Annotated in this window: 18 protein-coding genes; 10 read left to right on the top strand and 8 right to left on the bottom strand. The window is 70.3% G+C overall.

What is annotated here, in order from left to right:
- Nucleotides 1-205: 205 nt before the first annotated feature.
- From ACPU2J_RS29325 to ACPU2J_RS29315, 3 genes are all read right to left on the bottom strand, one after another.
- The gene (locus ACPU2J_RS29325; protein WP_423834372.1) at nucleotides 206-817 is read right to left on the bottom strand and encodes a DUF5753 domain-containing protein; all 612 of its coding nucleotides are present in this window, start codon (nucleotides 815-817) and stop codon (nucleotides 206-208) included.
- A gap of 463 nt (nucleotides 818-1,280) precedes the next feature.
- A complete protein-coding gene (locus ACPU2J_RS29320) occupies nucleotides 1,281-2,528 on the bottom strand; it encodes an MFS transporter (protein ID WP_423834371.1) in 1,248 nt (415 codons plus the stop codon).
- A 1-nt stretch (nucleotide 2,529) separates the two neighbouring features.
- Nucleotides 2,530-3,894: an NAD(P)-binding domain-containing protein gene (locus ACPU2J_RS29315; protein ID WP_423834370.1), complete on the bottom strand. Its 1,365-nt coding sequence runs from the start codon at nucleotides 3,892-3,894 to the stop codon at nucleotides 2,530-2,532.
- 370 nt (nucleotides 3,895-4,264) lie between these two features.
- Here ACPU2J_RS29315 and ACPU2J_RS29310 point away from each other — a divergent pair, with 370 nt between their 5' ends.
- The 4 genes from ACPU2J_RS29310 to ACPU2J_RS29295 all read left to right on the top strand — a co-directional run bounded on the left by ACPU2J_RS29310 (nucleotide 4,265) and on the right by ACPU2J_RS29295 (nucleotide 7,217).
- Entirely contained in the window at nucleotides 4,265-5,323 is a 1,059-nt protein-coding gene (locus ACPU2J_RS29310) for a flavin-containing monooxygenase (protein ID WP_423834369.1), read from the top strand.
- 41 nt (nucleotides 5,324-5,364) lie between these two features.
- Entirely contained in the window at nucleotides 5,365-5,733 is a 369-nt protein-coding gene (locus ACPU2J_RS29305) for an ArsR/SmtB family transcription factor (protein WP_046776627.1), read from the top strand.
- A gap of 5 nt (nucleotides 5,734-5,738) precedes the next feature.
- Nucleotides 5,739-6,227 (top strand): N-acetyltransferase family protein, encoded by a 489-nt coding sequence (locus ACPU2J_RS29300; RefSeq protein WP_423834368.1) that lies wholly within the window; start codon nucleotides 5,739-5,741, stop codon nucleotides 6,225-6,227.
- Nucleotides 6,228-6,401: 174 nt separating this feature from the next.
- Nucleotides 6,402-7,217 (top strand): sulfite exporter TauE/SafE family protein, encoded by an 816-nt coding sequence (locus ACPU2J_RS29295; RefSeq protein ID WP_423834367.1) that lies wholly within the window; start codon nucleotides 6,402-6,404, stop codon nucleotides 7,215-7,217.
- 51 nt (nucleotides 7,218-7,268) lie between these two features.
- Here the strand turns inward: ACPU2J_RS29295 and ACPU2J_RS29290 are convergent, their stop codons facing one another.
- Genes ACPU2J_RS29290 through ACPU2J_RS29280 form a run of 3 tightly spaced genes read right to left on the bottom strand, consistent with a single transcriptional unit; the run spans nucleotide 7,269 to nucleotide 9,473 of the window.
- Nucleotides 7,269-8,327, bottom strand: coding sequence for an ArsO family NAD(P)H-dependent flavin-containing monooxygenase (locus ACPU2J_RS29290; protein WP_423834366.1), 1,059 nt, complete (start codon nucleotides 8,325-8,327; stop codon nucleotides 7,269-7,271).
- Entirely contained in the window at nucleotides 8,324-9,109 is a 786-nt protein-coding gene (locus ACPU2J_RS29285; RefSeq protein WP_423834365.1) for an aquaporin, read from the bottom strand. Before ACPU2J_RS29285 ends, ACPU2J_RS29290 begins: the two co-directional genes overlap by 4 nt.
- Before the next feature lie 49 nt (nucleotides 9,110-9,158).
- Nucleotides 9,159-9,473, bottom strand: coding sequence for an ArsR/SmtB family transcription factor (locus ACPU2J_RS29280; RefSeq protein WP_053625536.1), 315 nt, complete (start codon nucleotides 9,471-9,473; stop codon nucleotides 9,159-9,161).
- Nucleotides 9,474-9,549: 76 nt separating this feature from the next.
- Between ACPU2J_RS29280 and ACPU2J_RS29275 the strand changes: the two genes are divergently transcribed.
- The 6 genes from ACPU2J_RS29275 to ACPU2J_RS29250 all read left to right on the top strand — a co-directional run bounded on the left by ACPU2J_RS29275 (nucleotide 9,550) and on the right by ACPU2J_RS29250 (nucleotide 15,313).
- Nucleotides 9,550-10,179: a low molecular weight phosphatase family protein gene (locus ACPU2J_RS29275; protein WP_423834364.1), complete on the top strand. Its 630-nt coding sequence runs from the start codon at nucleotides 9,550-9,552 to the stop codon at nucleotides 10,177-10,179.
- Nucleotides 10,180-10,228: 49 nt separating this feature from the next.
- Nucleotides 10,229-10,648, top strand: a complete 420-nt coding sequence (locus ACPU2J_RS29270; protein ID WP_382641125.1) for an arsenate reductase ArsC — start codon at nucleotides 10,229-10,231, stop codon at nucleotides 10,646-10,648.
- A 10-nt stretch (nucleotides 10,649-10,658) separates the two neighbouring features.
- Nucleotides 10,659-11,651: a thioredoxin-disulfide reductase gene (trxB, locus tag ACPU2J_RS29265; protein WP_423834363.1), complete on the top strand. Its 993-nt coding sequence runs from the start codon at nucleotides 10,659-10,661 to the stop codon at nucleotides 11,649-11,651.
- 133 nt (nucleotides 11,652-11,784) lie between these two features.
- On the top strand, nucleotides 11,785-13,122 hold the full coding sequence (locus tag ACPU2J_RS29260) for a hypothetical protein (protein WP_423834362.1): 1,338 nt from the start codon (nucleotides 11,785-11,787) through the stop codon (nucleotides 13,120-13,122).
- Nucleotides 13,123-13,410: 288 nt separating this feature from the next.
- Nucleotides 13,411-13,911 carry a hypothetical protein gene (locus tag ACPU2J_RS29255; protein WP_423834361.1) on the top strand — a complete coding sequence of 167 codons (501 nt, stop codon included), beginning with the start codon at nucleotides 13,411-13,413 and terminating at the stop codon, nucleotides 13,909-13,911.
- Nucleotides 13,912-14,041: 130 nt separating this feature from the next.
- Nucleotides 14,042-15,313, top strand: coding sequence for a PE-PGRS family protein (locus ACPU2J_RS29250; RefSeq protein ID WP_423834360.1), 1,272 nt, complete (start codon nucleotides 14,042-14,044; stop codon nucleotides 15,311-15,313).
- A gap of 307 nt (nucleotides 15,314-15,620) precedes the next feature.
- Here the strand turns inward: ACPU2J_RS29250 and ACPU2J_RS29245 are convergent, their stop codons facing one another.
- Both ACPU2J_RS29245 and ACPU2J_RS29240 read right to left on the bottom strand, forming a co-directional pair.
- A complete protein-coding gene (locus ACPU2J_RS29245) occupies nucleotides 15,621-16,463 on the bottom strand; it encodes a PE-PGRS family protein (protein ID WP_423834359.1) in 843 nt (280 codons plus the stop codon).
- 62 nt (nucleotides 16,464-16,525) lie between these two features.
- Nucleotides 16,526-17,230, bottom strand: a complete 705-nt coding sequence (locus ACPU2J_RS29240) for a restriction endonuclease (protein ID WP_423834358.1) — start codon at nucleotides 17,228-17,230, stop codon at nucleotides 16,526-16,528.
- Nucleotides 17,231-17,271 lie beyond the last annotated feature (41 nt).

Below are 17,271 nucleotides of genomic sequence, written 5' to 3'. Positions count from 1 at the left end.
ATTAAAAGGAACATCGTTCCCCTCCTGACGAGAAGGCTCCCTGCCTGCGCTTCAGCGCGAACCAGGCCGTGGTGACGCCGCCGACCAGGCGTCGAGCCGGATAGCCGCTTCGGAATGTCCAGGGACTGATGCTGACCAGATGCTGACATATCTGACGGCACATCAGGCGCATGTCGGCATCGTCTCCTCCGTAACCCGGCAACCATCAGGTCGTCGCCAGCGCGGACTCGATCAGGTCCCGGGAGGCCTGTCCGTAGACAGCGGAGGACCGGAGGAGAACGAACGCCTTGCGGAACAAGGCAAGCCGGTCCTGATTCGTGATCGTTTCAGCTCCGCGATATCCCTCGACTTCGACCCTGCTGTCGTCGAAGATCGAGAAGCTGCCTCCCGGATGGACCAGGAGGCGAGCGCGGGCGGGGATGATCCCCAGGGACAGGCCTGGCAGGTCCGTCGCCTCCAGCAATCGATGAAGTTGGCCTCGCATCACTTCCGGCCCACCGAATTCGGTGTGCAACGCCTGCTCACCCAGCAGGATGTGGAAGGAGCGACCTTCCTGGCCGATGTACTGCGCGCGAGCCGTACGGGCAGCCACCCCTGCCTCAATGTCGTCGGGAATCCCATAGAAGTCCACGACGAGGCGCAGCACGGCAGCCGCGTACTCCGGAGTCTGCAACAGACCCGAGACCAGTTCCGGGCTGTAGCCCAGGTACTCACGTGTGGTCCGGACAAGGTCCAGGAAACTCTGCTGCACAGGGCCCGTTCCCGCACGAAGCAGGTCGTCCCAGCCTGGCGCTGCATCCGGCGGAGGGATCGTCATGACCGCGATCGTGACAGCTCGACGACTCTAGGGTGAGCGGGATGGCCTGAACTGCCTGGAACAGCGGCTCGTCTTCACCGGCCAGGGCGGCCGCCGATCGAGCCACGCCGGCGGGCCCGGTCACGTCCGCCGGAGTGGTGTATCGACGGTCACTCGTCGAACTTCCTTTGAGGCTATGCAGTGAGTTTGGTGGGCAGGACAGTTTCGTCGGTTCCTGTCTCGGTCGAGTGGAGGCGGGCCTTGGCGAGAAGTACGCGGCCCGTGTAGCGGCGAGCTTCGGTCCATGCACCGTTCTGCGCGGACGAGTCGGCCCAGCGGCGGGCCGTGTCGGGATTGATGCCCCGCAGGCGCACGGCCTGACTCAAGGTGTAATGCGGCATGGGCCGTTGCCTTTAGCTGTCCGCCGCGGACGAGGAGTCCGCCGTGTCGGGGCACCCGCCTGTGGTGTCCCAGGGTGTCGATCTCAGCTCACGCCGACGGAGATTGTCACCTCACCCTCGGGGTGGTGCGTGCGGGCTCCGAGGGCGGTAACGGCAGCGGTGACCGCCAGCCCGGCAAGCAAGGCGAACAGGGCGGGGTAGCCGCCGAGCGGGCCGGCCAAGATTGCGCCGGCGAAGGGGGCGAGGGCGGCGGCTGCGTGGGCGGGTGCTCCGAGGAGGCCGGAGAGTCGGCCGTAGTGGGTGGTGCCCCAGCGGTCGGTGATTGCGGTGGCCTGGAGGAGGGTGAGGTTCCCTCGGATCACCCCGGCGAGGACGGAGACGGCGACGAGTAGGGCATACGGGCCAGCCACGGCGGCGAGGGCCGCGGTGGTGAGGGCGCCGAGCGCGATCAGGGTGACGGTGCGGGCGGTGACACCCAGGCGGCGGGCGAGCGTCGCGTACAGGGTCCGGCCAAGGGTCTGACCGGCGCCGCCGAGGCCGAGGACCCATGCGGCCTGGGTGGTGGTGTAGCCGCGTTCGATCAGGAGGGGGACGATGCCGATGACGACGGCGTACATCGCGAACGCGGACAGGGTGAACGTGACGGCCAGCATCCAGAACGCCCGGCTGCGCACCACCTGTTCGTGCCCGCCATTGACGTGCGGCGGACTCGGAGGAGCCGGCGGCCAAGGGGCTTTGAGGGCGAGGGCGTGGGCCGGGACGGTCAGGACGGCGAGGATCCCGGCGAGCACCGTGTAGGTGGCGCGCCAGGACATGCGGTCGGCGAGGATCGCGGTCAGGGGCGCGAAGACGGTGGAGGCGAGGCCGCCTGCGAGGGTGACGATGGTGAGGGCGCGGACGTGGTCGGGGGCCCACCAGCGGGTGAGGGCGGCGAAGGCCGGCTGGTAGAAGGTGGCGGCCATCGCTGTTCCGGCGAGCAGCCATCCCGCGAAGAAGACGGCCGGGTTGGGGGCCGCGGCTATCAGCAGCAGGCTCAGGGCGCCGAGAACGGAGCCTGTGGTCATGACCAGGCGAGGGCCGCGGTGGTCCAGGACGCGTCCGACGTAGATCCCCGCTATGGCGGAGACGACGAGGGCGGCGGAGAACGCCGCGGTGGTGGCGCCCGTGCTCCAGCCGGTGTCCGCGGCAATGGCGGGATTGAGGACGGGGAAGGCGTAGTAGACGATGCCCCAGCTGGTGATCTGGGTGAGGCAGAGGGCGGGCAGGACGGCGCGTGGCCGCGACCGGACCCCCGTCCCGGTCGCGGCCACGCCGCTTTGAAGGTTGCTCACCTCAGCAGCCGCCGGAGGATACGGGAGCGGCGCCGATGGTGAGGGTGGCCGGGGCCGCGCAGCAGCCGCCACCGGTCTCCTCCGCGGCTGCGGGCTCGTCGAAGAGGCCGGCGCCGCCGCAGACTCCGGTTTCGGGGAGGGTGAGTTCGACGCGCTCGGCGGCCTCGTGGTCGCCGGCGAGGTGGGCCGCGATGGAGCGGACCTGCTCGTAGCCGGTCATGGCGAGGAAGGTCGGGGCGCGGCCGTAGGACTTCATGCCGACGAGGTACACGTCCTTCTCCGGGTGGGACAGCTCGTTCACGCCGTGCGGGTAGACGGTGCCGCAGGAGTGCTGGTTCGGGTCGATCAGCGGAGCGAGCTCGACCGGAGCCTGCAGGCGCTCGTCCAGGCCGAGGCGCAGTTCGGCCAGGAAGGACAGGTCGGGGCGGAAGCCGGTCAGGACGATGACCTCGTCCACCGCGTCCAGGCGGCGGCCGTCTTCCCCGACGAGGACCACGCGGCCGGCCTCGTCGCGCTCGACGGTGTCGGTGCGGAAGCCGGTGACCGCGTCGGCGTAGCCGCCGTCGACCGCGGCCTTCGCCGCCAGGCCCAGGGCGCCGCGGGCGGGCAGCTGGTCCGCCTCGCCGCCGCCGAAGGTCGAGCCGGAGATGCCCCGGCGCAGGATCCACGTGGCGTGCGTGCCGGTGCCGTCGTCGGCCTTGGCGAGGTCAGCCAGGTAGGCGAGGGCGGTGAAGGCGGAGGCGCCGGAGCCGATGACCGCGGTGCGCTTGCCCGCGTACCGGGCACGGACGGCGGGGTCCTTCAGGTACGGGACGCGGTAGGTGATGCGGTCTACGGCGGCCTTCTCGCCGAGAGCCGCCAGGCCGCTGCCGCCGGCGGGGCTGGGGGTGGACCAGGTGCCGGACGCGTCGATGACCGCACGAGCGAAGACCCGCTGCTCACGGCCTTCGGCGCTCTCGTAGTGGACGACGAAGGGCTGGGCCTCGCGGTCGGCGTCGACGATGCGGTCCCGGCCGGTGCGAGAGACGCCGGTGACACGGGCGTCATAGCGCACCTGCTCGCCCAGGACGTCGGCCAGCGGCTGCAGGTACCGCTCGGCCCAGTCCCCGCCGGAGGGGTAGGTGTCCTCGGCGGGCTTGACCCAGCCGGTCGGAGCGAGGAGCTTCTCGGCGGCCGGGTCGACGACCTCGCCCCACCGGGAGAACAGCCGCACGTGGGCCCACTCGCGGACCGCGGATCCGGCGACGGGGCCGGCTTCCAGAACAAGGGGTTCCAGGCCGCGGTCGACGAGGTGGGCGGCGGCCGCGAGTCCGGCGGGGCCGGCCCCGATGACGACGACGGGCAGCTCAGTGGTGTTCTCGCTCATGACAGGTCTCCGGGTCTTGTGCGGGGCGGGCAAGTGGGCAGGGCGGGGCTCGGGTGGTCAGCAGCAGCCGGCGCCGGTAGCGACGGCCTCGCGCTTGGACTGGGGGTCGCAGCAGGCTCCGGCAGATTCCGCGCCCTCGCTGGTGCCACAACACGGTGAGGACTCGGCGGGAGCCACCTCTGCGGTGCGCGCGGCCGGGGCGGGGCCACAACAGGAAGCCGCCGTCTCGGCGTGGTTCGGGCTGGGGTTGACCGACTCGTTCATGACGACTCCCTGGTGTTTCGAAGTTTGTCGATGGCTTGCGTGATCAGCATGGCACCTGTATCGATAGACGTCAACATAGACGTTCATCTATTTATCGGAGGTTGCCGTGGAGTACGTGGAAGTCGCCGTCATCGGGGGCGGGCAGTCTGGGCTGGCAGCCGCGAACGCACTGGCCACGGGAGGGCTGAAGCCATTGGTACTGGAGGCGTCGAACCAGGCCGCAGGCTCGTGGCCGCGCTACTACGACAGCCTGACCCTCTTCTCCCCGGCCCGGTTCAGCGCACTGCCCGGCATGCCGTTCGGCGGGGATCCGGACCGCTACCCGCACCGGGACGAAGTCGTCGCCTACCTGACCGCCTACGCCCACCGCCTGCAGGCCGATATCCGCACCGGGCAGCGCGTGGCCGCGGTCCTGGCCGACGGCGGCGCATTCACGGTCGAACTGGAGGGCGGCGGGCGACTGTCGGCGCGGGCGGTGGTCGCGGCCTCGGGCAGGTTCGGCCGCCCCCACCACCCCGACCTGCCGGGCCTGGAGACCTTCGGCGGGCAGGTCCTGCACGCGGCCGACTACCGCAGCCCGGCCGCGTTCGCCGGCCAGCGGGTCGTGGTGGTCGGGGCGGGAAACTCCGCGGTCCAGATAGCCGCCGAGCTCGCCCGTGAAAGCCGGACCACGCTGGCCACGCGGGCGCCGGTGAAGTTCGCCCGCCAGCACCTGCTGGGGAGGGATCTGCACTTCTGGCTGACCCGCACGGGCCTCGACACCGCACCGCTGGGGCGCCTGTTGCGGACCCCGCCCGGCCAGCCGGTCCTGGACGACGGCCGCTACCGCGCCGCCCTGGCGGCCGGCATCCCCGACCGGCGCCCGATGTTCCAGCGCCTGGACGGCGACGAGGTCACCTGGACCGACGGCACCACCGAGAGACTGGATGCGCTGATCCTGGCCACCGGCTACCGCCCGGACCTGCCCTACCTGGCCGGGCTCGACGGCGCCCTCGACACCTCCGGCCGGCCCCGGCACCGGGACGGCGCTTCCCCCGCACACCCAGGCCTGGCCTTCGTCGGCCTGGAGTGGCAGCGCAGCCTGTCCTCGAACTCCCTGCGAGGCGTCGGCCGGGACGCCGAGCGGGCGGCACGCCGCCTGGCCGCCTACCTGGCCCACGCCTGAGACCCCTGCCACTCTGGTTCGACATGTGTCAACATAGACGCATGTCGAATGCGAAGGTACTGCCGCTCCTGGAGCCCGAGGCCGTCGCGCCCTGCTGCCCCCCGCTGAACGAACGCCCCATGTCGGCGGACGAGGCCGAGGTCGCGGCGAAGATGTTCAAGGCCCTGGGCGACCCGGTGCGCCTGCGCTTGTTCTCCGCCGTCGCCTCCCACGAGGGCGGAGAGGCGTGCGTGTGCGACATCTCGGACGTTGGCGTCTCGCAGCCCACCGTCTCCCACCACCTCAAGAAGCTCAAGGAAGCCGGCCTGCTGTCCTCCGAACGGCGCGGGACCTGGGTCTACTACCGGGTCGAGCCGTCCGTCCTCGCCGCCATGGGCGCGCTGCTGTCCGGCGCGGCGAAGGCAGCGTGACCGGGATGCGGATCGAGGTACTTCTCCCAGAGCATGCCGAGCAGGTACTGGGCATCTATCAGGCTGGCATCGACGAAGGCAACGCCACCTTCGAGACCCAGGCCCCCGACTGGGCCGCCTTCGACAAGGCCAAGCTGCCCGGCCACCGCTTCGTCGCCCTCGACGACGGCGGCCGGGTGCTGGGCTGGGTCGCTGCGAGCACGGTCTCTGACCGGTGTGCGTACGCGGGCGTGGTCGAACACTCCGTGTACGTCCACCCCGAAGCCCGCGGCCACGGCGTCGCCCGCGCCCTCTTGGATGCGCTGATCGCTTCCACGGAGGCGGCGGGGATCTGGACGATCCAGTCAGGGATCTTCCCCGAGAACAACGCCAGTCTCGCCCTGCACGCGCGCGCCGGGTTCCGGATCATCGGCACCCGCGAACGGATCGGCCGCCACCATGGGGTCTGGCGGGACGTGATCCTGCTGGAGCGCCGCAGCCCCGTCCTGACGTAGCGGCTCACGCAGGCACAGGTGGGTCAGGCAGCGCCGAGGGCTGCGGGTGCCGGGCAGGGCGGAGGGATCTGCGGCTCGGAGGTCTCGACGAGTCCCGTTCCGCCAGCCGGTGGCATTCCCCGAAGCTGGGGCCTGGCCGTAGCGGGAGGGCCGGTGACCAGCAAGGATGCCGTGATGCGTACCGAATCGAGCCTCGATAGCCTCCGCCCGACACACACAGCACCCGCGGTGTTCGCGGCAGGCGCGGCGATCGGTGTTCTGGGCGGGATGATCGGGCTGGGCGGCGCGGAGTTCCGCCTGCCGCTGCTGATCGGCCTCTTCGGCTTCGCCGCCCTCTCGGCGGTCATCCTCAACAAGGCGATGAGCCTGGTCGTCGTCCTGGTCGCGCTCCCCGCCCGGCTGGCCGCGGTCCCGGCCGCCGAGGTGGCCGCCCGTTGGCCCGTCGCGGCCAATCTCCTGGCCGGCAGCCTGCTCGGTGCGTGGGCCGGCGCTTCCTGGGCCGTCCGGATGCGCTCCGCCACCCTGTACAAGGTCCTGTCCGCCCTGATGGTGCTGATGGCGGCCGCCCTGGTCCTCACGCACACCACCACCCTGGCCACGCTCGACCTGCCGCTGTGGGCCCAGATTCCCGCCGGGATCGCGGCCGGCTTCGGCATCGGCGTGGTCGCGGCGATCATGGGCGTCGCCGGCGGGGAACTGCTGATCCCGACGATCGTGCTGCTCTTCGGACAGGACATCAAGACCGCCGGCAGCCTCTCCCTGCTGGTGTCCCTGCCGACCATGCTCGTCGCGTTCGCCCGCTACAGCCGCGACGGCAGCTTCGCCGTACTGGGCGCCAACCTCCGGTTCACCACGATCATGGCTGCGGGCTCGATCGCCGGCGCGGTCTTGGGCGGCTTGCTCCTCGGAGTGTTCCCGGACCTGGTCCTGATCCCCGCACTGGCCGTGATCCTTCTCGTCTCCGCATACAAGCTGGCCCGGCACGACTGATGTCACCGGGCCTTCGGCTCTTCCCGCCCGCTGAAGCCGGGGGTGGTCAGGTCAGGCCAGCAGGTCGCGGATCTCCCGGGCTGCGTCGCGGGCGGGGCGGCCGACGCCGATGAGGGTGGCGGAGGCGGGGCCGGTCCAGTCGCCGTAGCCGAGCAGGTGCAGGCGCGGTTCGTCCACCGCCCGGGTGCCAACGGTGGCGATGTGCCCTCGGCTGCCACGTAGGCGCAGGGCCGAGAAGGGAGCAAGCGCGGGCCGGAAGCCGGTGCACCAGATGACCACATCGACTTCCGTGACCGTGCCATCGGCCCACTGAACGCCGGAGGCGGTGAGACGGCTGAACATCGGCTTCGCGGCCAGGAGTCCGGCATCCCGAGCGGCGCGTACGGGCGGGACGGCGACGATGTCGCCGAGGGAGGCGACTCCGCCGGTGTCGGTGCGGCCTTCGTCCAAGGCGCGGCGGCGGGCGGTGGCGTGGTCGAAGAGGGCTCGGCCGTCGATGTCGTCGGCGAGGTAGCGGGGCGGGCGCTGCGTGACCCAGGTCAGGTCGATACCGGGGCGGGCGAGGTCGGCGGCGATCTGCGCGCCGGAGTTGCCGCCTCCGACGACGATGACCCGCTGTCCGGAGAACTCGGCGGGGCTCTGGTACTGGACAGTGTGGAGCTGGCGGCCGGTGTACTCGCGGCGGCCGGGGACTGCCGGGAGGAAGGGGCGGGTCCAGGTGCCGGTGGCGCTGACGACGGCGCGGGCCTGCCAGTCGCCGCTGTCCGTCGCGACGCGCAGGAAGGCGCCGTCGCGGTGGACCGCTTCCACCCACACCCCGCGCTGCACGGGCAGCTCGTACCGCTTCTCGTAGTCGGCGAGATAGTCGACGACGTGCTGCGCGTCCGGGTAGGTCTCGCCGGGCTGGACCGGCATGAGCCGACCGGGCAGGGACGAGTACTCGGCCGGGGAGAACAGGCGCAGGGAGTCCCAGGTGTGCCGCCAGGCTCCGCCGGGCGCCGTCCGGGCGTCGAGGATGACGTGCTCGATGCCCAGGCGGCGCAGGTGGTAGCCGGCGGCAAGCCCGGACTGGCCGCCGCCGATCACCACCACGTCGGTGCGCTGCGTCATACCGCGGGCTTGTCCTGCCCGGTCTTGCCGCGCATGAAGATGACCGCCACCAGCGCCAGGCCCACCGCGGCACCGATCAGCTGCATGGCGACGAAGCCGGGCACCGAGGCAGGGGCGATGCCGGCGAAGGTGTCCGTGAAGGCGCGTCCGACGGTGACCGCCGGGTTGGCGAAGGAGGTGGAGGAGGTGAACCAGTACGCGGCGCCGATGTACGAGGCCACGGCGACAGGGGCGAAGCGGAGCCTGTCCGTGCGCGCGAGGCCGAAGATCAGCAGGATCAGGCCCGCGGTGGCGACGACCTCGCCGAGCAGGAGGTTGCCGGCGGACCGGTCGTGCTGCGACCACTTCACCAGCGGCTCGCCGAACATCGCGTCCGCCAGGATCGCGCCCGCGATGGCACCGACGATCTGCGAGGGGACGTAGACGGCGAGCTCGCGGGCATTGACGCCGGCGCCACCGCGTCGGGCGGTCCACCACTCGGCCAGGGTGACGGCCGGGTTGAAGTGGGCGCCGGAGACCGGCCCGAGGAGGGCGATCAGCACGCCGAGGCCGAAGACCGTTGCGGTGGAGTTAGCCAGCAGCTGGAGCGCGACGTCCTGCGTCAACTCGGTAGCCTGGATGCCGGAGCCGACCACAATCGCGACCAGGGCGGCGGTGCCGACCAGCTCGGCGGCCGCGCGGGCGATCAGCGGGGTACGGGGCGGGGTCGCGCCGGGCGCGGGCTGCGGCGATGCCTCGGCGGGGGCTATGGCGTCGCTCGCGGCGGGCTCGGTGGCGGTCACGGCAGGTTCTCCTCGGGCAGGTGAGGCAGGGCGGACAAGGCGCGAGGGCCTATGGGCAGGACCGCTTGAGGTTCGCTTCGGCGGTGGCTCGCGCGGTCTGGGCGAGGTCGGCAAATTGACCGGCGAGGGCTTCGATGACTTCCGGGCGCAGGCGGTAGTAGATGTACCTCCCGCAGGGCTCCGTCTCCACGACCCCCGCCTCCCGCAGCACCTTCATGTGGTTGGAGAGGTTCGTCTGCTTGGCACCCGTCTCCTCCACGAGATGGGTGGTGCAGAGCGTTTCGCGGGCGAGCAGGGTCACGATCTGAAGCCTGAGCGGGTCGGCCAGAACCCGGAGCAGATCAGTGTCGACTGACGTCATCATGGACTGATACTGTCACATCAGTTGGGGCTGACACCAGCCCGAGCTGACCTTATTGGCTCCTTTGAACGGGAACGCCATGCCCCCGCCTTCCTCGCCCCTCCTGCCGGACGAACGCCTGGCGGCCGGGGCCGCCCGTCTCGCCACCCGGTACGCCGGCCGCTTCGCACCGGAAACCGTGCTGGGTCTGCTCGCCGACTCGTACACGCGGCTCGCCGAGCACGCCCGGATCCGCACCCACCTCGTCATACTCGCGGAACGGCTGACCGCCGACCGCCTGGACGCCCTCGCCCACACCCAAGGGCTGACGAGCGGGCCAACCCGCGTGCTCTTCGTATGCAGCCACAACGCCGGCCGCTCCCAGATGGCCGCCGCCCTCCTGGCCCACCGGGCCGGCGATGCGGTGACCGTCTCCTCCGCCGGCACCCACCCGGCCGACGAGGTCGAGCCGCACATCGCGCAGGCGCTGACCGAGGCGGGCGCGGACCTGGCCGACGCCTACCCCAAGCCGCTGACCGAAGAGGTCGTCCAGGCCGCCGACATCGTGATCACGATGGGCTGCGGCGACGCCTGCCCCGTCGTCCCCGGCCGCCGCTACCTCGACTGGCCCGTGCCCGATCCCGACGGAGCGCCGATCGCCGTCGTCCGCGACATCCGCGACGCCATCGACGCCCGCATCACCGAGCTGCTCACCCAGCTCGCCCCCTAGAAGCCCCCACAAATCCCCACCGCAGTCGCCTCACCCCAAGGAAGAACAGATGTCCTCCGCTCCTGCCGCCTCCGTCCTGTTCGTCTGCATCCACAACGCGGGCCGCTCCCAGATGGCGGCCGGGTTCCTGCGCCACCTCGCGGGCGACCGCGTCGAGGTCCGCTCCGCCGGCTCCATGCCCGGCGACCAGATCAACCCCTCGGCCGTAGCCGCGATGGCCGAGCTGGGCATCGACATCTCCGACCAGAAGCCCAAGGTCCTCACCCCCGAGGCCGCCCAGGCGTCCGACTACATCATCACCATGGGCTGCGGCGACGCCTGCCCGTACTTCCCCGGCAAGACCTACCTCGACTGGCAGCTCGAGGACCCCGCCGGCCAGGGCGTCGAGGCCGTCCGCCCCATCCGCGACGAGATCAAGGGCCTCATCGAGGGCCTCATCGCCGAGATCGACGCCAAGTCGAAGGCCTGAGGCACACGACGTGACCGAGACGACCCCGACCGACGACGTCCGCGACGTCATCGTCATAGGCTCCGGCCCCGCCGGATACACCGCCGCCCTCTACACCGCCCGCGCACAGCTGAAGCCCCTGCTGTTCGGCAGCTCCATCTTCGTCGGCGGCTCCCTGACCACGACCACCGAGGTGGAGAACTTCCCCGGCTTCCCCGACGGGATCGACGGCCCGGACCTCATGCTCAACATGCGGGCCCAGGCCGAGAAGTTCGGCGCCGAGATGATCGACGACGACATCGTCTCCGTGAACCTCACCGGCACCATCAAGGAAGTCACCGACTCCGAAGGCACCGTCCACCGCGCGAAGTCCGTGATCATCGCGACCGGCTCCGGCTACCGCAAGCTCGGCCTGCCCAAGGAGGACGAGCTCTCCGGCCGCGGGGTGTCCTGGTGCGCCACCTGCGACGGGTTCTTCTTCCGCGACCGCGACATCGTCGTGGTCGGCGGCGGCGACACCGCCATGGAAGAGGCCACCTTCCTCACCCGCTTCGCCCGCTCGGTCACCATCGTCCACCGCCGCTCCACCCTGCGCGCCTCCAAGGTCATGCAGAACCGGGCGTTCCCCGACGACAAGATCTCCTTCGCCTTCGACAGCGAAATCGCCGAGATCAAGGACACCAACGGCATGCTCTCCGGCGTCGTCCTGCGAGACACCTTCACCGGCAAGCTCCGCGACCTCGACGTCACCGGCCTCTTCATCGCCATCGGACACGACCCCCGCACCGAACTCTTCACCGGCCAGGTCGACCTCGACGACGAGGGCTACATCCAAGTCGCCTCGCCCTCGACCCGTACAAACATCCCCGGCGTCTTCGCAGCCGGCGACGTCGTCGACCACACCTACCGCCAGGCCATCACCGCAGCCGGATCCGGCTGCGCAGCGGCCCTCGACGCCGAGCGCTACCTCGCCGCCCTGAGCGACAGCAGCGCGGACGCCGACATGGCGCAGGTCAACGCCTGACTGGTCGGCCCCCATCCAAAGATGGGGGCCGACATCGGCGATGTGCGCGCTTACGCCCTTCATGCGCCCCTACTCCCCCACGTAGCTTGCGACGTTGGCCTGTAACACCCGTACGGACGTAGGGGGAAGCAGCTTGAAGCGAGCAGACGTGCTGAGGGATCTCGCGCAGCCATGGAACGTGGCCGTTCACTCGACACCGGAACTCGCGGGCAGCGTTGCGAAAGCTGCGACCACGGACGACAAGGCCAAACGGGAGAAGGGTCAGGCTCCTCTCCGCCGCAAGCCAGAACTCCGGCCCTTACCCATCAAGCCACTCGGCATATCGCTCCAGCTCACCCCCTGGGACGTCCTGCACTCCCTGGGACGGGCCAACGTCCTCGCCCGCCAAGGAGCCGGGCGAGGGCTCGCCGAGCACTGGGCCAGCCTGAAGTACTGCCAAGCCCTCGCCGGCAATGACGGCCGCTACATGGCACTGTCCACTGAGGGCCGCAATCCCAGGCGCCACTACGCCGCCACCCAGTCGGGCGAGCTCGGCATCGGCTTCGCCCTGGCACTCACCCGACGCGTGCTCGCGGCGCAGTATCCGGACCATTCGGTCTCGGTCATCGACGCCGAAACAGCCATGCGGGCCGGCTGGACGCTGACAGGCAAAGAGGCCGGACGAAGCAGCGCCCCGCGTCGGCCGACCTTCTTCCTGGAGGTCTGGCGCCCCGACGAACCCTCGCGGGTCATCCCGGTCACGTGCAAGGGCACCCACGGCAACGCCGCCCAGGTCCACAAGCAGCTCGCCACCGCCTCCGCCGACGTGGAGGGAATCCACATCGGCCCGTACAACGAGACGCCGGCCTTCGTGTTCGGCACCACCCTCCCCAAGAAGAGCGAGAGCATCACGCTCTACGGACTCCACGCCCCGGGCGACGGCACGCTCTGGGATGCGAAGGATCTCCACCTCGACACTCCCATCGAAGACCGCAGCATCCGTCCCGGCATCGACGCCCCGATCGGCCCGAACGAGGAACCACCGGTCGGCTACCACGTGCGTCCCGAGGAGTGCGGCTGGTTCGGCCGGGTGCTCGCCCAGGCCGACGCCGCCGGCCTGATGGCCTTCACCGGAGGCGGCGAACCCACGGCCCGGTACCTCACCAAGCGCCAGGGCAAGGGCCACTTCGAAACCTTCACCCACGCCGGCACCGGCATCGTCCAAGACGTCACCCACACCATCCACGGCAAGAAGTTCGTGGGCACCGACCACGTCTTCCGCCTCAACGGCGTCCGCGTGGAAGCATTCTCCGGCCTGGCGGAAGACCTCTTCGCCCACCTCCGTGACGGCAGGGTCGAGCAGTACCGCCACGAGGCACATGCCCTCCGCGACTCCTGGGACACCGACCCCTGGGACGCCAGGTGGCGAGGTCCCGTCTCCCTCCACCCCGACGGCACCGTCATGGCCCTGCGCCGACTTCGCCTCAGCTGACCGCGAATGCCGTCGGACCTTCGGGGAGCGCGTCGGCTCCCCGAAGGTCTCGGATGACCGGCATGTGGCCGACAGCGGGGCGCCAAGCCTGCTGGGGCAGACCACCATCGGAGCAAAGTAGGCCCTGCGCGGACGACTTCCGGCCAAGTTCGTCCAGACACACTGAGACGCAGCCGGACTGGGGCGGACGCCGTCGAACGCAGACGGACGGGTTCTGCGGGGCTCCGCCTGGCCGGTCTGCAGCCGCCCCTCGTTTTGACCGGAGCGAGCTGCGCAACACTTCACCTCATGCCGAGCTTTCAGCAGAGGAAGGCCGTGGGGGACGCCCACGAGCAGCGCATCGCCGAGGAACTGACCGCACGCGGATGGGCGGTCAACCCGTGGGGACAGGGAGTCCTCACCCACCCCGTTCAAGCCGCGCTCCGAAAGACCGACAGTGCCCTCCGCTGGACTCCCGACCTCCTCGCCGCCAAGGAGGGGCACGTCGCAATGATCGACTGCAAGAGCAGCATGACCAGTCGGGCGACGCACCGTCACGCCATCGAAAGCTCCGCGGTCCGCGCACACCTCCAGCTCGTCGCCTGGACCGAGCTGCCCCTCTATTACGTGTTCGACAACCTCGACGTCCTCACCCCGTACGACGCCCTCACAGCGGGACAGACCGGCCCCCGCTCGGTCCGAACCGGCTCGGGCGCGCCGTACTTGCTCGTACCTACGACGCACTGCCGCGCCTTCAATACCGTGTTCGGCCCGCGAAGGCATCCGTCCGTCGCAAGCGACGCCGCCTGAACCCAGCGCGCACGCGCCGGCCCCAGAGGACACAGGGGGAGCAGGAGGAGTGGAAGTCAGTCCAGCTGGTCTGGCACTTCGATCCACCCACGGCTTGTGCTGGCGGGATCAGTGACGGTACGACGATCACATGCACCGTTGGACGCCGCTCAACGATCGTCAGCTTGTCCTCCTCAAGCGCATTGGCGAGGGCGCCGAACCCGTCGCCTCCGACTCGCCGGAGCTCGCTCGCACCGCGCGCGTCCTGAAGGAGCGGGGCCTCATCACCATGCCGCAGGCAGGCGGGCGGTGGCAGGCGGAGATTTCCGATGCCGGGCGCTTCTACCTCCAGCACGGTCATCACCCGGACCGCCCTGAACCCGCGCCTCGAAGGTCCCAGACGGCTGCGACCGCTGCCGCGGCCCAAGAGTCTGAGCGTCCCGAGCCCAAGAGCCCAGCCGAACCCAAACGGCGTGTGCAGCGTGCGGCCAAGGTTCGGCAGCCCTCCCCAGCGGACATCGGGGCGGCCTTGATCGCGGAGGTGCAGCAGGCTGGGCGTTTCCTGCGCATCCCGGACCCGGGTGAGGCCGAGCGGGCCCGGTACCGGCGGGCCTTCGATGCGGCCAGGCAGTGCGCTCCTGAGGAGTACCACCTGAAGTACACCGGGCGGGCCAAGGGAGACATCTGCTTCGGGCTGCTCCGGGTGAGCGGCGAGGATGACACCGAGTGGAACCGCATCCGGCTCGCGCGCAGCAGGACTCTGACCGACATCGACGATGTGATCGCCGCAGTCGAGAAGGACCACAGCGCCTTCGAGGTCTCGGAAGAGGTACTCCCCCGGGTTCTCTCTCTGATCCGGCTGTTCGCCGAGCGCGCCTTCACCCTCCATGGCGAGATCACGGTGTCCAGGAAGCGCAAACAGCCGAGGCCGCTGCTCACCGTCCATGGCATCACGTACGAGATCAGCTTCCGTGAGCGGCAGCGGCAGGTCCGGTACGTGCCCAAGCAGCCGGGCCGGCGTACCTATGACTGGCAGCGGGTGACGCCAGCGCACCGGTTCGAGCCGTCCGGGGAGCTCGAGTTGCGCCTCGGCATCAAGACCGAGTGGGCCGACACCGAGGGGAAACTGCTGGAAGACCAGATCGATGCGGTCTTCAAGGTACTGAAGGCACGGGCGCAGGAGCAGGAGCGGGCCAGGCTGAAGTACGAGGCGGAACAGCGCCGTCTGAGGGAGGAGCGCGAGGCGGAGCAGCGTCGGCTGCAGGAGGAGCGGGCGAGGCAGGAAGCCGAGCGCCAACGGCTAGAAGCGGAGAAGCGGCAGCGGCGTCAGGAGAAGTGGGAGGCCGCGGTCAGCGTGGCTTCGATCAAGGCGGTGGACGCGGCGCGGGCCGAGACGTTCGGGACGGCTCTGGACCAATGGTGAGCCGCCGGTGAGATCCGGGCCTTCTGCGACGCACTCGACGAGGCCGCTGACCAGGCGGACGACCCAGCCGAGGCAGGGAGCCTTCGGGAGTGGTCGGCGTGGGGGCGGTCAGAGGCAGACCGGCTGGATCCCGTCCTGAGCCGCAAGGGGCTCCGCGGGCGGAACTTCCACGCGGAGCCGACGGGGGACCAGCTTCGTCCGTTCCTCAACGGCTGGCACCCGCATCGTCCCGAGAAGGAGAAGCCGCCGGCGAAGCCCGCCCCGGCCCAGCCGGAGGTACGGCCGGAGCCGGAGCGCTCGCGGGCGTTCAGCGACGAACGTCTGGACCAAGGCTGGAGATATGGACGCCCAGGTCGCGCTCAATGGTGGAGGCGATGACGCCGTGGCCCCGGTCGCGAAGCGCCTTCACGGCACGCTCGACCAGTTCCCCAAGTCGTAGCACTTCCTCCCTCAGGGCCACCAGCTCGTCGTGGCGCTCTGCCTTCTCCTGTCCGCACCATTCCCTCACGGTGCGCAGGGCTTCCTTCTCCGCGTCCAGCTTCCGGTCGTCCCCTCGCTGGTAGCCATACCAGGAAGACCGGTCGCGTTCCTCTTCCATGGCTTGTTGGCGCTGGTCGACCTCCGGGAGGATCTCGTCGGCCAGCCGCAGGGCGGCCTGGCGTGCGATCCGTTCGGTGATCGGCCAGCCCGCCAGGGAGCAGCCGTTGCGGTCCTCGTGGAGCATGGGGTCGTTGCGCAGTTGGGCAGCGTCCATGCCGACGAGTGGCGCGGTCTCATCGAGGTGCCCAAGCTCCAGGACGCCCGCGTCGGCTACCGCCTTACGCAGGCGTAGTCGGCCCTTGGGTCGGACGAGGCCGAGGATCATCCGGGCCGCCTCGAATTCGGCGCTTCCCCGCACTGCCCTCGATGCCTCCGCCAGGGCCAGCTCCGCCGCGTCGTCCGCCCGGAAGTCGTCGACGTCAGCCCAGAGCACGAGCAGACAGCTGGGGCTCACCCATTCCTGGAGGCCGGCCGCGTCACCATCCAAGAAGCGCACATGGACGCTCCCGGATCTGCCGGCACCGCCCACTCGGACGATCTCCACTCGGCGCAGTGCACCACCCAGTTCCTTCGGCCTTGCTCGATAGGCCCAGCGCTCCCCGATCTCCATGAGTCCATTGAGCCAGTCCGACGACGTCTGGAGGCCGTCAACGGCAGAATCCGCAGCTCCGGCTACCCGTACGTCTTCTTCCGGCGGGCCCGGTGTTGGCGGTCTCCCTGGCCGGAGCCGTTGACAGAGGCGAGGGCGGACAGTGCGGCGCCGTTGTTCCACAGGCCGAGGTGGTCGCGGTGGACGGCCATGACGCCGTTCTGCACGGCGCAGCGCTCGGCAGGGCCGCTGAAGTAGGTGGTGGTCACGAAGATCGCAACGTCGGCGCCGAAGTGCACCTGGGATCCGAGGAGGTTGCGGACCTCGCTATTGGAGATCTTCCGCTTCGGGTTGTAGCGCTTGCACTGGATCACCATGGTCCGGCCGTCGGGAAGTCGTCCCCGGACGTCCGCGCCGTCGTCGTGCGAGCGACCGACCCGGCGCACGTCGGTGCATCCGTCCCGTCGGCACAGGCCGGCCACGAACTCCTCGAAGTCCGTTCCGTCCATCGCGTCGACTTCGGTGAGCGTCCGGTGGCCAGTGTTGACCGCGTCCTCATGGCGCCACGTCCGGTCACCGCTGCGGATGAGCCGGTCGGTCTTCCACAGCCACCAGCCTCCCGCGGTCACCGCCCCGATGACCAGAGTCCCGACGAGGTAGGGCCAGATCACGGCCCATGACGACGTGAGCACGCCGAGGACAGCGATACTTCCGACGGCTCCCGCAGCGAGCCGGTCGTCCCTGCGCTTGCGCCGGGACGACCGGCGCTTCGGCTTACGAGCTGCCACCCGTTTCCTCCCCCTGGTGTCGGCCGCCAGTGTGGGTGAGG

This window comes from Streptomyces manipurensis, from assembly GCF_049570255.1.
Taxonomy (GTDB): Bacteria; Actinomycetota; Actinomycetes; order Streptomycetales; family Streptomycetaceae; genus Streptomyces; species Streptomyces manipurensis.
Note: the sequence above shows the minus strand (reverse complement) of the source record. Positions and strands in the feature narration are given on the sequence as shown.

Bases quoted from the DNA above. Each gene is read 5' to 3' on its own strand.
- ACPU2J_RS29325 (WP_423834372.1), bottom strand. From the start codon at position 817: ATGACGATCCCTCCGCCGGATGCAGCGCCAGGCTGGGACGACCTGCTT.
- ACPU2J_RS29315 (WP_423834370.1), bottom strand. From the start codon at position 3,894: ATGAGCGAGAACACCACTGAGCTGCCCGTCGTCGTCATCGGGGCCGGC.
- ACPU2J_RS29305 (WP_046776627.1), top strand. From the start codon at position 5,365: ATGTCGAATGCGAAGGTACTGCCGCTCCTGGAGCCCGAGGCCGTCGCG.
- ACPU2J_RS29300 (WP_423834368.1), top strand. From the start codon at position 5,739: ATGCGGATCGAGGTACTTCTCCCAGAGCATGCCGAGCAGGTACTGGGC.
- ACPU2J_RS29295 (WP_423834367.1), top strand. From the start codon at position 6,402: ATGCGTACCGAATCGAGCCTCGATAGCCTCCGCCCGACACACACAGCA.
- ACPU2J_RS29290 (WP_423834366.1), bottom strand. From the start codon at position 8,327: ATGACGCAGCGCACCGACGTGGTGGTGATCGGCGGCGGCCAGTCCGGG.
- ACPU2J_RS29280 (WP_053625536.1), bottom strand. From the start codon at position 9,473: ATGATGACGTCAGTCGACACTGATCTGCTCCGGGTTCTGGCCGACCCG.
- ACPU2J_RS29275 (WP_423834364.1), top strand. From the start codon at position 9,550: ATGCCCCCGCCTTCCTCGCCCCTCCTGCCGGACGAACGCCTGGCGGCC.
- ACPU2J_RS29270 (WP_382641125.1), top strand. From the start codon at position 10,229: ATGTCCTCCGCTCCTGCCGCCTCCGTCCTGTTCGTCTGCATCCACAAC.
- ACPU2J_RS29255 (WP_423834361.1), top strand. From the start codon at position 13,411: ATGCCGAGCTTTCAGCAGAGGAAGGCCGTGGGGGACGCCCACGAGCAG.
- ACPU2J_RS29250 (WP_423834360.1), top strand. From the start codon at position 14,042: ATGCACCGTTGGACGCCGCTCAACGATCGTCAGCTTGTCCTCCTCAAG.
- ACPU2J_RS29245 (WP_423834359.1), bottom strand. From the start codon at position 16,463: ATGGAGATCGGGGAGCGCTGGGCCTATCGAGCAAGGCCGAAGGAACTG.